Source organism: Craurococcus roseus (assembly GCF_039523795.1).
GTDB classification, from domain to species: domain Bacteria; phylum Pseudomonadota; class Alphaproteobacteria; order Acetobacterales; family Acetobacteraceae; genus Craurococcus; species Craurococcus roseus.
Genome location: NZ_BAAAFZ010000061.1, coordinates 35,728 through 50,460, shown reverse-complemented (window position 1 = coordinate 50,460; position 14,733 = coordinate 35,728). Strand labels below are relative to the sequence as shown.

14 protein-coding genes are annotated in these 14,733 nt (G+C 71.8%); 13 read left to right on the top strand and 1 reads right to left on the bottom strand.

Annotated features, from left to right (window positions below; genetic code table 11):
• Positions 1-64: 64 nt before the first annotated feature.
• Positions 65-589, top strand: a complete 525-nt coding sequence (locus ABD067_RS19395; RefSeq protein WP_343897029.1) for a PqiC family protein — start codon at positions 65-67, stop codon at positions 587-589.
• Between the two features lie 49 nt (positions 590-638).
• A complete protein-coding gene (locus tag ABD067_RS19390; RefSeq protein ID WP_343897028.1) occupies positions 639-2,021 on the top strand; it encodes a phospholipase D-like domain-containing protein in 1,383 nt (460 codons plus the stop codon).
• 277 nt (positions 2,022-2,298) lie between these two features.
• On the opposite strand, the gene ABD067_RS19385 is transcribed toward ABD067_RS19390, so the two are convergent.
• Positions 2,299-2,820 (bottom strand): MarR family transcriptional regulator, encoded by a 522-nt coding sequence (locus ABD067_RS19385; RefSeq protein ID WP_343897027.1) that lies wholly within the window; start codon positions 2,818-2,820, stop codon positions 2,299-2,301.
• Positions 2,821-2,923: 103 nt separating this feature from the next.
• On the opposite strand from ABD067_RS19385, the gene badH reads away from it, so the two are divergent.
• The 11 genes from badH (at position 2,924) to ABD067_RS19330 (ending at position 14,733) form a co-directional block, all read left to right on the top strand.
• Positions 2,924-3,691 (top strand): 2-hydroxycyclohexanecarboxyl-CoA dehydrogenase, encoded by a 768-nt coding sequence (badH, locus tag ABD067_RS19380; RefSeq protein ID WP_343897026.1) that lies wholly within the window; start codon positions 2,924-2,926, stop codon positions 3,689-3,691.
• A 74-nt stretch (positions 3,692-3,765) separates the two neighbouring features.
• Positions 3,766-4,548 carry a 2-ketocyclohexanecarboxyl-CoA hydrolase gene (badI, locus tag ABD067_RS19375; RefSeq protein WP_343897025.1) on the top strand — a complete coding sequence of 261 codons (783 nt, stop codon included), beginning with the start codon at positions 3,766-3,768 and terminating at the stop codon, positions 4,546-4,548.
• A gap of 11 nt (positions 4,549-4,559) precedes the next feature.
• Positions 4,560-5,729, top strand: coding sequence for a cyclohexanecarboxyl-CoA dehydrogenase (gene aliB, locus ABD067_RS19370; RefSeq protein ID WP_343897024.1), 1,170 nt, complete (start codon positions 4,560-4,562; stop codon positions 5,727-5,729).
• 61 nt (positions 5,730-5,790) lie between these two features.
• Positions 5,791-7,443, top strand: a complete 1,653-nt coding sequence (aliA, locus tag ABD067_RS19365) for a cyclohexanecarboxylate-CoA ligase (protein ID WP_343897023.1) — start codon at positions 5,791-5,793, stop codon at positions 7,441-7,443.
• Between the two features lie 41 nt (positions 7,444-7,484).
• Positions 7,485-8,720: an ABC transporter substrate-binding protein gene (locus ABD067_RS19360; RefSeq protein WP_343897022.1), complete on the top strand. Its 1,236-nt coding sequence runs from the start codon at positions 7,485-7,487 to the stop codon at positions 8,718-8,720.
• 34 nt (positions 8,721-8,754) lie between these two features.
• Positions 8,755-10,692: an AMP-binding protein gene (locus ABD067_RS19355; protein ID WP_343897021.1), complete on the top strand. Its 1,938-nt coding sequence runs from the start codon at positions 8,755-8,757 to the stop codon at positions 10,690-10,692.
• A 93-nt stretch (positions 10,693-10,785) separates the two neighbouring features.
• Positions 10,786-11,541, top strand: a complete 756-nt coding sequence (locus tag ABD067_RS19350) for an SDR family NAD(P)-dependent oxidoreductase (RefSeq protein WP_343897020.1) — start codon at positions 10,786-10,788, stop codon at positions 11,539-11,541.
• Positions 11,542-11,654: 113 nt separating this feature from the next.
• On the top strand, positions 11,655-12,035 hold the full coding sequence (locus ABD067_RS19345) for a cupin domain-containing protein (protein ID WP_343897019.1): 381 nt from the start codon (positions 11,655-11,657) through the stop codon (positions 12,033-12,035).
• A 240-nt stretch (positions 12,036-12,275) separates the two neighbouring features.
• Positions 12,276-12,512, top strand: coding sequence for a hypothetical protein (locus tag ABD067_RS19340; RefSeq protein WP_343897018.1), 237 nt, complete (start codon positions 12,276-12,278; stop codon positions 12,510-12,512).
• A 341-nt stretch (positions 12,513-12,853) separates the two neighbouring features.
• Complete coding sequence (locus ABD067_RS19335; protein ID WP_343897017.1) at positions 12,854-14,242, top strand: MFS transporter; 1,389 nt, start codon at positions 12,854-12,856, stop codon at positions 14,240-14,242.
• A gap of 14 nt (positions 14,243-14,256) precedes the next feature.
• Positions 14,257-14,733: a universal stress protein gene (locus ABD067_RS19330; protein WP_343897016.1), complete on the top strand. Its 477-nt coding sequence runs from the start codon at positions 14,257-14,259 to the stop codon at positions 14,731-14,733.

Here is a 14,733-nt window from a genome sequence, read left to right as displayed (position 1 = left end):
TGGAGGGGTTTTCGATGGCGCCAGCGGCCGGGTTCGCGGAGGCGTTTGACACCTGCTCCTCGCGGTGCCCGCGTGCTCCTCCCCGGAGCCGGACTACCACCGCCTGGTGGCCGTCCCGGGCGAACCCGCCAGGACCGCCGCGCGCGTGGTCGAGCTGCGGCGGGTCGGGGTGCCGGGCTACCTGGACCGCTCGGAGATCGTGCGCGCCGGGCCGGGCTCCCGGCTGGATGTGCTCCGCAACGTCCGCTGGGGCGAACCCCTGGGCGGCATGGTGAGCCGCGTGCTGGCGGAGGACCTGGCGCAGCGCCTGCCGGGAAGCACGGTGCTGGCGGACGCGGGCGCCATCAGGCTGGCGGCCGACACCGCCGTCGAGGCCGAGCTGCAGCGCTTCGAGGCGGGCCCGTCCAGCACGGTGGAACTCGCGGCGCAGGTCGCGTTCCGGTTCGGCCCGGGGCGGCCCGGCGCAGCGCGCTCCTTCCGGTTCACCGTCCCGGTCGAGGGGCAAGGCCCGTCCGCCGTAGCGGCCGCGATGAGCGGCGCGCTGGGGCGGTTGGCGGACGCGATCGCGGCGGCGCTCCCGCCGCGGTAGCGCCCGCGCCGGCCAAACCGGGGAACCCGTTCCAAGGGAAAGCGGCGGCATGGGGAACAGCGGCGTGGGCGAGGGTCGAGGCGAGGGAACCGCCGATGTGAACGACCGCGCGGCGGGGCCGTGCGTCAAGCGGCGTGCGGCGGCGGGCGCGTTTCTGGCGGGGGCGCCGGCCCTCGCGGCCGCGGGCTGCGCCCGGTTCCCGGAGCTGCCGCCGCCGGGCTCCGGCGTGCCGATCGAAGCCGACCCGCTGTTCCGGGAGGCGATGGCCAGCGCGCCGGTGCTGCCCGGCAACGAGGTCACGCCGCTCTTCGGCGGCCTCCAGGCCTTCGCCGGCCTGTTCCGCGGCGTCGAGGGCGCGCGGGACCACGTGAACTTGGAGTTCTACATCCTCCAGGACGTCAGCGTGCCCCGCATCGACGGTGGTCCGTCGCTCTTCGAACTGCTGCGGGCGAAGCTGCGCCAGGGCGTCGCGGTGAACGTCGTCTACGACAGCTTCGGGTCCAAGGACACGCCGGGGGAGGCCTTCGACGCGCTGCGCGCGGCGGGGGCGAACCTCCTGTCCTTCAACCCCGTCAACCCTTTGGAGGCGCGCGGGGGCTGGCGGCCCAACCGGCGCGACCACCGCAAGATCGCGGTGGTGGACGGCCGCGTGGCCATGACGGGGGGCATCAACCTCGACCACGTGTACGAAAATTCCTGCAGGCGGGCCGCCGAGGGCGGCCCCGTCGAGACCACGGAAGACGCGTGCTGGGCCGACGTCGCCATCCGGGTCGAGGGCCCGGCGGTGGCGGCGCTGCAGCGGCTCTTCTTCGAGACCTGGGCCAGGCAGGGCGGCGGCGCGCTGCCGGCCCGGGACTGGTTCCCGCCCCCGACCGGGTCGGGCCGGACCCGGATGCGCGTCCTGGGCAGCGCGCCGCGCGCGGGCCGTCCGTACTTCTACGCCGCGCGCATGGCCGCCATCGCCGGCGCGCGCCGCCGCGTCTGGCTCTGCGCGGGGTACTTCGTGCCGACGGAGCGGGAGCACGCGGAGCTGGCGAGGGCCGCGCGCCGGGGCGTGGACGTGCGCCTGCTGCTGCCGGGCGTGTCCGACGAGGGCGTGGCCCTGGCCGCGCAGCGCGCGTCCTACGGGCCGCTGCTCGAGGCCGGCGTCCGCGTCTGGGAGGTCAGGAACAGCGTGCTGCACGCCAAGTGCGGTGTGGTCGACGACGCCTGGGCCTGGGTCGGCTCGTCCAACCTCGACCGGCGGAGCGTGGCCTGGAACAACGAGGTGGACGCCATCGTCCTGGAGCCCGAGGCGGCGGCGGCGCTGGGGGCTTCGATGACGCGCGTCATGGCCCACGCCGTGCCGGTGACCCTGGACCTCTGGCGGGGGCGGGGCCTCGGCCAGCGCCTCCGGGAGCTGGCGGCTTGGCCGGTGGCGAACCTCCTCTGAAGCACACGGCACCCTCTGCGTCCGGCGCCGCCTGATCTCCCGCCAGCCCCTGCGCGCCTCCCGCAGGGGATCGTTGCGCCTTGGCAGGCGGCGGCGGCGGCCGCATGACGCACATATAAACGTCGCGTGGCGAGGACGCACCGCGCCGCTTTCGTAAGGCCCGGGCGCGGACCCCGACCACACCCAGGGGCCGTCGCCGCCTCCCGAGCGCCTGCTTCTTCCATCACTTCACGCCCGGTCGCGTCCAAACCGGACGGCCCCGCTTCCCGGCAGCGGCTCAATCGCCCTCGGGACCGGCAATCCGGCCGAGGCCGTCCCGCAGCCTGTCGAGCAGGCGGAACAACAGCACGCATTCCTCGGTGGAGAAGCCGGCCAGGGCGTCGTCGTAGTACCGGCGAATGCTGGCCAGCATGCCCGACCAGATCCGGTCGCCCTCGGGCGTCAACCGGACGTGGCGAAGCCGGCCGTCGCCCGCCGCGCGGACGCGCTCGACCAGGCCCGCGCCCTCCAGCCTGTCCAGCACCGCGGTGAGGTTCTGCCGGCTGACCATCAGGAAGGCGATCAATTGCTTGACGGTCATGCCGTGCTCGCGGACCGCGGGGCGCGAGAGCGCACCCAGGACGGCCCATTGCTGGGTCGTGGCGCCGAAGTCGCTCACGGCGCGTGTTCCTGTTTTGTGCATCAGGTTCGACGCCTGGTACAGCCGCAGGAACAACCGATTGGCGATGTCGAAGCGAACCGCCGCGTCGTCCCGGGTCGCGGGCGTCGCGGTCGCTGGATTTCTCGCGAGCTGATCCATCAATGCCTTGCCATATCTCTCGAGATGTAGCATACCCTTGCCATATCCGGTCGGCCAGCGGTTTCCGCTCGGCCGCCCCGGCACCAACCCGCGGGGAGGAACCATGCGCGGTCTCAGGGACAAGGTCGCCGTCGTCACCGGCGGCGGCGGCGGCATCGGCGGGGCCACCTGCCGGCGCTTCGCGGAGGAAGGCGCCAAGGTCGCCGTCTTCGACATCGACCTGGCGGCGGCGGAGCGCACCGCGTCGTCTGTCACCGACGCCGGCGGCGCGGCGCAGGCCTTCGCCTGCGACATCACCGACCACGCCGCCGTCGCGCGGGCGGTCGCCGCCGCCGAGGAGGCGCTCGGGCCCATCGGCGTGCTGGTGAACAACGCCGGCTGGGACGTGTTCCGGCTGTTCAAGGACAGCACGCCGGAGGAGTGGCGGAAGCTCATCGCCATCAACCTGGTCGGCGCGCTCAACATGCACCACGCGGTGCTGCCCGGCATGCTGGCGCGCCGCGCGGGGCGGATCGTCAACATCGCCTCCGACGCCGCCCGGGTCGGCTCATCCGGCGAGGCGGTCTACGCCGCCTGCAAGGCGGGGCTGGTCGGCTTCTCCAAGACCCTGGCCCGCGAACACGCGCGCCACGGCATCACCGTGAACGTCGTCTGCCCCGGCGCCACCAACACCGCCCTGTTCGCCGAATACAAGAAGGGCGCCGGCGACCCCGAGAAGCTGGAGGAGGCGTTCCGCCGCGCCGTCCCCATGGGCCGCATCGGCGAGCCCGAGGACCTGCCCGGCGCCATCCTGTTCTTCTCGAGCGACGACGCCGCCTTCATCACCGGACAGGTGCTCAGCGTGTCCGGCGGCCTGACCATGGCCGGCTGAGCCGCCCGATCGGCGGAGGGCCTTGGCCCGGAGCCGTGGATCGGCCGGCAGAACACAAGGGAGGAGCGACCGCCATGCAGTACGAGGACATCCTGTTCGAGGTGGCCGACGGCGTCGCCACCATCACGATCAACCGCCCGCAGGTGATGAACGCCTTCCGCGGCCGCACCTGCGAGGAGCTGATCCACGCCTTCAACCGCGCCGGCTGGGACAAGGCCGTCGGCGTCATCGTGCTGACCGGCGCGGGCGACCGGGCCTTCTGCACCGGCGGCGACCAGTCGGCGCACGACGGCAACTACGACGGCCGCGGCACCATCGGCCTGCCGGTCGAGGAGCTGCAATCGATCATCCGCGAGGTGCCGAAGCCCGTCATCGCCCGGGTGCAGGGCTACGCCATCGGCGGCGGCAACGTGCTGGCGACGATCTGCGACCTGACCATCGCCTCGGAGAAGGCGCAGTTCGGCCAGGTCGGCCCCAAGGTCGGCTCCGTGGACCCTGGTTTCGGCACCGCCTACCTGGCGCGCATCGTCGGCGAGAAGAAGGCGCGCGAGATCTGGTACCTGTGCCGCCGCTACACCGCCGCCGAGGCCCAGGCCATGGGCCTCGCCAACGCCGTCGTGCCGCACGACCAACTCGACGCCGAGGTGGCGCGCTGGTGCGCCGAGATCATGGAGCGGAGCCCGACCGCGATCGCCATCGCCAAGCGCTCCTTCAACGCCGACAGCGACAGCATCCGCGGCATCAGCGGCATGGGGATGCAGGCGCTGACCATGTACTACGCCAGCGAAGAGAGCCAGGAGGGCGTGCGCGCCTTCAACGAGAAGCGGAAGCCCGACTTCCGCAAGTTTCAGAAGTAGGCGCCGCCGCCATGGCCGGCGTCCTGAGCGAGGACCAGAGCGCGTTCCAGGAGACGGCCCGGCGCTTCGCCCGCGAGCGGATCGCGCCCGGCTACATGGCGCGCGAGCGGGAGGGGCGCGTGGACCGCGCGCTGGTGCGGGAGATGGGCGAACTCGGGCTCATCGGCGCCGACCTGCCGGAGCGCTACGGCGGCCTCGGCGAACCGAGCGTCACCGCGGGGCTCGCGATCGAGGCGGTGGCGCACGGCGACATGAACGTCGCCTACGTGCCGCTGCTCGCCTCGCTCAACGGGCAGATCATCGCCCGGCACGCCTCGCCGGAGCTGGCCGGCCACTGGATCCCGCGCATCGTCTCGGGCGAGGCGCTGTTCTGCATCGCGCTCACCGAGCCGCGCGGCGGCTCGGACGCGGCGAACCTGGCGCTCTCCGCCCGCCGCGACGGCGACTCCTACGTGCTGAACGGCGAGAAGTCCTCGATCAGCATGGCCGACCAGGCCGACGCGGCGGTGGTCTTCGCGCGCACCGGGACGCCGGAGAGCGGGGCGCGCGGCGTCTCCGCCTTCCTGGTGCCGATGGACACGCGGGGCGTCACCACCACCCGGTTCAACGACCTCGGCAGCCACGCGATCGGCCGCGGCTCGGTCTTCTTCGACGACGCGCGCGTCCCGGCGGAGAACCGGTTGGCCGAGGAGGGCATGGGCTTCGTGCAGGTGATGCAGGGCTTCGACTACAGCCGTGCCCTGATCGGGCTGCAATGCTGCGCCGCCGCCCAGGCCTCGCTGGACGAGAGCTGGGCCTACGTGCAGGAGCGCCAGGCCTTCGGCGCGCCGCTCGCCCGGTACCAGGGCGTCACCTTCCCCCTCGCGGAGGGGGAGGGCCTGGTCGCCGCCGTCCGCCAGCTCTGCTTCCACACGCTGCGCCTGCGCGACGAGGGCGCGCCGCACACCGCCGAAGCCGCGATGTGCAAGTGGCTCGGGCCCAAGACGGCGGTGGACGTCATCCACCAGTGCTTGCTGACCCACGGCCACTACGGTTGGTCGCTCGACCTGCCGCACCAGCAGCGCCTGCGCGACGTCATGGGCCTCGAGATCGGCGACGGCACGGCGCAGATCATGAAGCTGATCGTCGCGCGCGAGCGGGCCGGCAAGGCCGCCGTGCAGTACGCCACGGCGCACGCCTGAGCGCCGCCGGCGGCGGAAAAGGGCGCGCGAGACGCCCGGGAGAACAGACCAGGAGGAAGCGATGGACATCGACCGGAAGCGGTTGGCGGGGCGGCGCCCCGCGATGCGGGCGGAGGGGCACTGGCGGGACGAGACCCTCCTCGACCACTTGGCGCGCGCCGTCGCGCGGACGCCCGACAAGGCCGCGCTCGTCGCCAAGCGTTCCGAGACCGGCGATGAGGCGCGGTTCAGCTACCGCGAGCTCGACCGGGTCTCGGACCTGGTGGCGCTGTCGCTGCGGGAGCGCGGTGTCGGGCGCGGCGACGTGGTGTCCTTCCAGTTGCCGAATTGGTGGGAGTTCCCCGTCCTCCACATCGCTTGCCTCAAGCTCGGCGCCGTCAGCAACCCCCTGATGGTCATCTTCCGCGAACGCGAGCTCGGCTTCATGCTGGGGCTCGCGGAGACGAAGGTGCTGGTGGTGCCGGCGCGCTTCCGCGGCTTCGATTATCCGGCGATGGTGGCGGGCGTCCGCGACCGCCTGCCGGCCCTGCGCCACGTCTTCGTCGCCGGCGGCGAGGGCGAGACGGCGTTCGATGCGCTGCTCGCCCCGCGGTCGGGCGAGGAGGGCCGGGCCTCGCTCCGGGGCCAAGGCCCTTCCCCGGACGACGTCATTCAGCTCCTCTACACCAGCGGGACGACCGGCGAGCCGAAGGGGGTGATGCACACCTCCAACACCATGCTCTCGAACCTCGCGCCCTTCGCCGAGCGCCTCGGCCTCGGCGCGGAGGACGTGATCCACATGCCCTCGCCGCTCGCCCACCAGCTCGGCTTCATGTACGGCGTCGTGCTGCCGGTGATGCTGGGCGCCACCGCGGTCCTGCAGGACGTCTTCGCGGCCGCGGAGATGGCGCGCCAGATCCGGGACGAGCGGGCCACCTTCACCATGGGGGCGACGCCGTTCCTGAACGACCTGGCCGACCACGTCGCGCGCACCGGCCAGGGCACGCCGAGCCTGCGCGTGTTCGTCTCGGCCGGCGCGCCCATCCCGCGCCCGCTGGTGGCCAAGGCGCGCCAGGCGCTCGGCGCCGCCGTCGTCTCCGCCTGGGGCATGTCCGAGAACGGGGCGGTGACCACGACGCGGCCGGGCGACCCGGAGGAGAAGACCACCTCCACCGACGGCTGTCCCCTTCCGGGGATGGAGGTGCGCGTCGTCGATGCCGACGGCCGGGCGGCGCCCGCCGGCGAGGAAGGGCGGCTCCAGGCGCGGGGTTGCTCCAACTTCGTGGGCTACCTGAAGCGGCCCGATCTCGACACCACGGACGCCGAAGGGTGGTTCGACACCGGCGACCTCGCCCGCATGGACGCCGACGGCTACATCCGGATCGCGGGCCGGTCCAAGGACATCGTCATCCGCGGCGGCGAGAACATCCCGGTCGTCGAGGTCGAGGGCCTGCTCTTCAAGCACCCCGCGGTCGCGGAGGTCGCCGTCGTCGGCTACCCCGACGAGCGCCTCGGCGAACGCGCCTGCGCCTTCGTCCGTCTGCGGGAGGGCGCCGGCCTGTCCTTCGAGGAGATGGTCGGCCACCTGGAGGCGCAGCGGATGGCCCGGCAGTACGTGCCGGAGCGGCTGGAGATCGTGGAAGAGATGCCGCGGACGCCCAGCGGCAAGATCCAGAAGTTCAGGCTCCGCGAGATGGCGGGGTCGCTCCGGCCTCCCGCGAGCCCTGCACGGTGAGGCCGGCCGCGACGCCGCCGCACGACAAAGGAGGAAACACGATGACATCCAACCGCCGCTCCGTGCTCAAGGCCGGAGTCGCCCTCGCCGCGGCGACGGTGTCCACCGCCGGCGCCGCCCGGGCGCAAGGCGCCAACACGGTCAGGCTCGGAGTCCTGACCGACATGGCGGGCGCTTACCGCGACCTTTCCGGGCCGGGTTCGGTCGCGGCGGTGCGGCAGGCGGTCCAGGAGTTCGCCGACCAGGGCTTCAGGGTGGAGGTCCTCTCCGCCGACCACCAGAACAAGGCCGACATCGCCTCGAACATCACTCGCCAGTGGCTCGACCGCGACGGCGTGGACGCCGTCATCGATGTGGTGGGCAGTTCCGCCGCCCTCGCCGTCGCCGGCGTCGCGCGCGAGAAGAACAAGGTGTTCCTGGCCTCGGGGCCAGCCACCGCGGACCTCACGGGGCCGCAGTGCACCCCGAACACGGTGCACTGGGCCTACGACACATACATGCTGGCGAACTCGACGGGCGCCGCCATGGTCAGGGGCGGCGGGGACACTTGGTTCTTCGTCACGGCGGATTACTCGTTCGGGCAGTCGATGGAGGCGGAGACGTCGCGCTTCGTCCAAGCCGCCGGCGGCAAGGTGCTCGGCTCGGTGCGCTTCCCGTTCCCCGGCACCACCGACTTCTCCTCCTTCCTCGTGCGCGCGCAGGCCAGCCGGGCGAAGGTGGTCGGCCTCGCGGCCGGCGGCGGCGACCTCATCAACGCGGTGAAGCAGGCGGCCGAATTCGGGTTGACCCGGCGCGGCGCGAAGCTCGCGGCGCTGGTCATGTTCATCACCGAGGTGCACTCCCTGGGGCTCGAGGCCGCGCAGGGGCTCGTGCTGACCGAGACCTTCTACTGGGACCTCAACGACCGGACCCGGGCGTTCACGAACAGGGTCAAAAGCAACTTCGGCGTCCAGGCGCCGACGATGATCCACGCCGGCTGCTACGCGTCGGCGCTCCACTACCTCAAGGCGGTCAAGGACATGGGCGTCGCCCCCGCGAAGGCTTCGGGGGTCGATGCGGTGAACCGCATGAAGGCCATGCCGACCGAGGACGACGCCTTCGGCGCGGGCACCATCCGCCCCGACGGGCGGAAGCTGCACCCGGCCTACCTTTTCGAAGTCAAGGCACCAGGAGAATCCCGCGCGCCCTGGGACTACTACAAGCTCCTGCAGACGACGCCCGGCGAGCAGGCCTTCCGGCCTTTGGCCGAGGGCGGTTGCGCCCTGGGCCGCGCCTGACGGCCGTTTCGTATACCAGGAAGGGAGCGGAAGCATGAGCGAGTCCGGCACCTCCCCGCCGCTGGAGCGCTTCCTGCGCCTCCACGGCATCCCGGATTACGACCGGCTCGTGGAACGAGCGGCCAGGGAGCCCGAATGGTTCTGGGCGGCGGTGATGGAGTTCCACGGCCTCCGCTTCTTCAAGCCGTACGAGCGCCTGCTCGACGTCTCGAAGGGGCCGGAATGGGCCGAGTGGTGCGTCGGCGGCACGACCAACCTCGCCACCAACTGCCTCGACCGCACCATCGCGAACGGCCATGCGCAAAAGCCGGCCATCCTTTGGGAAGGAGAGGACGGCAGCCGGCGCTCGATGACCTACGCGGAGTTGGCCGCGACGGTGTCGCGGGCGGCGGGTGGCCTGGCGTCGCTCGGCATCCGCCAGGGCGACGTGGTCGGCCTGTTCATGCCATCCATCCCCGAAGCCATCGCCGCGTTCCTGGCCGTCGTGAGCGTCGGCGCGATCGCCTTGCCGATGTTCTCCGGCTTCGGGGCCCAGGCCGTGGTCGAGCGCCTGACGGACGCCGGGGCCGTCGCGGTCATCACGGCCGACCGCACCTGGCGCCGCGGCAGGCCGATCGAGATGGCGGAGGTGATCGCCTCGGCCGCCGGCGAGGTGCCGACGCTGCGGCACGTGGTCGTGGTCGCGCGCGACCCCGGTGGCCGCGGACCCGAGGCGGCGGACGACCGTTGGATCGGGTGGCGCGATCTCCTCGCCAGGGAACAGGCGGCTCCTCCCGCCGAACTCCCGGCGGAGGCGCCGGCGATGCTCGTCTACACCTCGGGCACCAGCGGCAAGCCCAAGGGGACGGTCCACTCCCACTGCGGCTTCATGACGAAGGCGGCGCTGGACTTCGGGCTGGTCCTCGACCTGCGGCCGACCGACCGCCTGCTGTGGATGACCGACCTGGGCTGGCTGACCGGCCCCATCCTCGCCGTAGCGACGCCCCTCGTCGGCGCCACCCTGCTCCTCGCCGAGGGCACGCCGGACCATCCCGAGCCGGGCCGGCTTTGGCGCTTGGTGCAGGACCACGGGATCAGCTTCCTGGGCGTGGCGCCGACCATGGTGCGCTCCTTCATGCAGCAGCCCCCCGAGGTCGTCGAGGGCTACGACCTGTCGTCGGTGCGCGTCACCGCCTCGACCGGGGAGCCCTGGACGCCGGAGGCCTGGGCCTGGTTCCGCGGCAAGGTCTGCGGCGGCCGCGCGCCGATCCTGAACTACTCCGGCGGGACGGAGATCGGCGGCGGCATCCTCGCCGGCAACGTCCTGCGGCAGGACGTCAAGCCCTGCGGCTTCGCCGGCCCGATCCCAGGGATGGGCGCCGTGGTCGTGGACGACAACGGGACACCCCTGCCGCGCGGGAAGGTCGGGGAGCTCGCCCTGGCCGTTCCTTCGATCGGGCTGACCCGCGGCCTGTGGCGGGACCCTGGGCGCTACATCGAGAGCTACTGGTCCAGGATCCCCGGCCTGTGGGTGCAGGGGGACTTCGCGTCGGTGGACGAGGACGGCACCTGGTTCATCCACGGCCGGTCCGACGACACCCTCAAGATCGCCGGCAAGCGGACCGGACCGGCCGAGATCGAGGCCCTCCTGCTCGCCACCGGGAAGGTCGCCGAGGCCGCGGCGATCGGCGTGCCCGACCCGGTTAAGGGCTCGGCCGTCGTGTGCGTCTGCGTGCCGGCGCGGGGCGTGGTCCCGGCGCCGGAGGTCGTGGAGGAGCTGAAGCGGGCCGTCGCCGCCGGGCTGGGAAGCTCCTTCCGGCCGAAGACCGTGGCCTTCGTGGAGGACCTGCCGAAGACGCGCAGCCTGAAGATCATGCGCCGCGTCGTGCGGGCGGTATGGGTCGGCGACCCGGTCGGCGACATGTCGGGGCTGGTCAACCCCGAGGCTGTCGACGGGCTCGGCGCCTGCGTCGCGCGCGAGGAGACTCCCTGACGCGGCGGCACGGCCGCGGCTGGCGGGTCAGGCTCGGCCGCCCGGCAGGACGACTCCTAGCGAAGGTTCGGCAAGAGAAGAGGATTGGACATCATGGTAAGACTCGCCGGCAAAGTGGCCTTCATCACCGGTGCCGGCACCGGCATCGGCCGCTGCGCGGCGGAACTCTTCGCGCGGGAGGGCGCGCGCGTCGCCGTTGCCGACATCGCGGGCGCCGCCGCGGAGGAGACGGCGCACCGCATCGCCCAGGCCGGGGGCCAGGCGATCGCGCTGCGCACCGACGTGACGGATCCCGACAGCCTTCATGCGGCGATCCGGCGGACCGTGGATCGGTTCGGGCGGCTGGACGTGCTGCACAACAACGCCGGCGGCTCGACCGCCCGGGACTCCAACGTCGTCGATGCGCCGATCGAGGAGTTCTGGCGCGCGGTGAAGCTGGACCTGTTCGGCACCTTCCTCGGTTGCCGCTTCGGCATCCCCGAGATCATCCGCTCAGGCGGAGGCTCCGTCATCAACATGGCGTCGAACGTGGCGCTGATGGGGTTCCCGGGGCGGGACTGCTACACCGCGGCCAAGGGCGGCGTCGCCTCCCTGACCCGCTCCCTCGCCGTGGAGTTCGCGCCGCGGCGGGTGCGGGTGAACGCCCTCGCGCCGTCGGTGACCAAGACCGAACGCGTCACCGCGCTGGTGGCGGGCAACGCCGCGATGCAGAAGATCGCGGACATGCACCTGCTCGGCCTCGGCGAGCCGCTGGACGTCGCCTATGCCGCCCTTTACCTGGCCTCGGACGAGGCCCGCATCACCACCGGCTGCATCCTACCGGTGGACAGCGGCGTGACCATCGCCTGAGCGGAAGACGGCCGCGACGCGGATCGCGGCCGCCCCACTTCACACGGCAGGAGGCAGACATGGACGAATCCTCGACCACTTCCCACCAAGGTTCCGACAAGGCGCGCGCGCCTGTGAGGTTGTCCGTCGCGACCAAGGACAACACGCCGTTCGTGCCGGGGCGGCGCGTCTTCTTCAAGTACCGCGACCTCGGCGTCTCCGCCGCGACCGGCGGCCGGATGCGCGCCCAGGTGATGTCCGCCATCAGCGGCATGACGGAACCGACGGGCTGGCACCAACACCTCTGCGAGGCCCAGTTCATCTATGTGCTGCGAGGCTGGCTCGAGCTGGAGTTCGAGGACGGGACCCGGACCCGCTCCGTGCCCGGCGACGCCATCCTCATACCGGGCGGCATGAAGCACAACGAGATTGCGACCTCGGACGACGTCGAGATCCTCGAGATCTCGGTGCCCGGTGACATGCGCACCAAGGCCTGCGACCCGCCGGGGCATTAGCCTGCCGGGTGCAGCGCGACCCGCGCGAGCAGGCGTCCGAGGTGGAGCCTTGCTCCCCGGCCTCGACCGGAGCCGTCCAGGCGGACGAGGGCAGCAAGGCGCCGGGCGCGGCGCGCCATCTCGGGAGCCGGCGGCTTTCCTGGCACGGAGGCCGACGCGGGGGGACGCCGAATCGACCACCCTCTTGGCGCCGATAGCGCCTTTCCGAGGCGGCCCAAGAAGGACAGGGGCGGCACTGCCGTGAGGATCAAGCTCCACCAAGTGGAATTTTGCTCGACCGACGTGCCGGTAATGGACGTGTTCTACCGCTCCGTGCTTGACCTCGAACCGGAGCCGGCGGTCGGCGCTGCGCAGGTGACTGCCGGCGGCTGCGCCGGGAAGGTGGCCTTCGTAGCTGACGGCACGACTCAGCTCCACTCGGCGGAGAAGGATCCTGAGGTCGGCTCCCTCACGGGGAGTGCGCTGAGCCTCCCGTGACGTGCGGCCAGCCTCGGGCAGCGGGCGGTCAGCCCCAACACCCCTAGGCGCCGATGCGGAGCCAACTCGCTTCGTCGAGGCAGGCAGAATTCGCCCCTTGCGAACAGACCATCTTGGACGTGTCCACACCGATGCGCGTAAGCTCCACCTCCGGACGGCTCCTACGGTTCGGCCCGCAACAACTAAAGCTCGGCACATCCGATGCCGCAGAGGCCGTCCACCCCGACGACACAGGACGGAGGCTGAACTCACGCCAAACGGGTCGTTCCGTGGAACACCCGACCGAACGGCATACCGGAAGCGACAGCCCGTGCGTTCGAAGGACGATGGGAGGAGTTGCGATGACGCCGGACAGCGAACTGGAAGCCAAGCGACGCCGCACGGTGCTGTGGGTCGTCGGTCTTGCCACCCTTGGGCTGGTTTTCGACGGCTACGACGTGGTCGTCTACGGCGCCGTTGTCTCGACCTTCCTGCGCAACCCGAACGAACTGGGGGCGGTCACGCCGGAGATCGCCGGGGCGCTCGGCAGCTACGCGCTGTTCGGCGTTTTGGTCGGCGCCCTGCTCGCCGGCTCGGTCGGCGACATCCTCGGCCGGCGCAAGGTGATGCTCACGGCCTACGCCTGGTTCTCGGTCGGCATGGGCGTCACCGCGCTGACGCACTCCACGGCGACGTTCGGACTGATGCGGTTCATCACCGGCCTCGGCGTCGGCGCCCTGGTCGCCACGACCGGGGCCCTCGTTTCCGAGTACGCGCCCCCGGGAAAGAAGAACTTGGTCAACGCGATCACCTATTCCGGGGTGCCGATCGGCAGCCTGTTGGCGGCGCTGCTGGCCATCATCCTGCTCGACGCGATCGGCTGGCGCGGGATGTTCTGGATCGGGGCGCTGCCGCTGGTCACGCTGTTCCCGCTCGCCATCGTCCGGATGCCGGAGTCCGTGGCTTGGCTGGCCTCCCGCGGGCGCTTCGAAGAGGCGCGCGCCATCTCCATCAGGACCGGTGTTCCGATGCCCGAGGGGTTGCCCAAAGCCCTTGGCACGGCGGGGGCGGCGGCGCCTGTGGGCGGGGGCCGGGCCGGCTTCGCCGGGCTGTTCGGCCCGGGCTATCTGTTTCCCACGATCGTGCTCGGACTGATGAGCGCGACCGGCCTGGTGCTGGTCTATTCCCTGAACACTTGGCTCCCCGAGCTCATGCTGCGGGCCGGGTTCAACGCCAAAGGGTCGCTCTCATTCCTGCTGGTGCTGAACGGCGGCGCGATCCTCGGTGCGGTGGCGGGTTCCCGCCTCGCCGACCGCCTAGGCCCCAAGCCGGTCGTCGCCGGGGCTTTCCTGACCGGGGCCGTGGCTATCGCGCTGCTCACGCTGACGGCCCCTCTCGGCACCCTGCTGCTCATCGTCGCGGTCGCCGGGCTGGGCACCAGCGGCACTCAGACACTGATCTATGGCTTTGTGGCCAACTACTATCGGACGAATGTCCGGGGCGCGGGGGTGGCTTGGTGCGCCGGCTTCGGCCGCCTCGGCGGCGTCGGGGGACCGCTGCTCGGAGGCTTCCTGGTCGGCGCGGGCTTCGCGCTCGATTTGATTTTCTACGTACTGGCTGGGTTGGCGCTGCTGGGTCTGCTGCTGACGCTGCTTGTGCCGGTTCGGCGCCCGCGGGAGCTGCGTTCCACAGTCATCGAGCCGACGCCCGCCATGCCTGCCATACCCGCCGAACCCGGCAGAACGTCCTGACGACGGGGGCCGAGATGTATAGGCGCATTCTCTTAGCGATCGACGCGACGCCCGCCGAGGAGAACCGCTCCGCCGTGGCCAGAACCGAGCAGATCGGCCGCCTGACCGGCGCGACCGTGTATGTGCTGCACTTCGCGCGCGCCCACATCGTGCCGGGCGACATCATCGCGGGGTCGCACTTCGGCGTGCTGTCGGCGGACGACGACGCGGAGGCGGCGGACCGGCAGGCGGTGCAGCGGCTGGTCGACAACCTGGCGGCGGCAGGAGTCGACGCGCACGGCGAGATGCTGAGCGCGACCGAGCATGACATGGCCGAGGTCATCCTGCAGCGCGCAGGGGAGCGCAACGTCGACCTCATCGTGCTCGGTCACCAGCACCATCGCGGCGCGGGGAACCTGTTCCGGTCCAGCGTCGCGGAGCGGGTGATCCGGCGGCATCCGCCCTGCTCGATCCTGTTGGCGCGGCCACCGCAAGCGTCCGGAGGGGAGTGA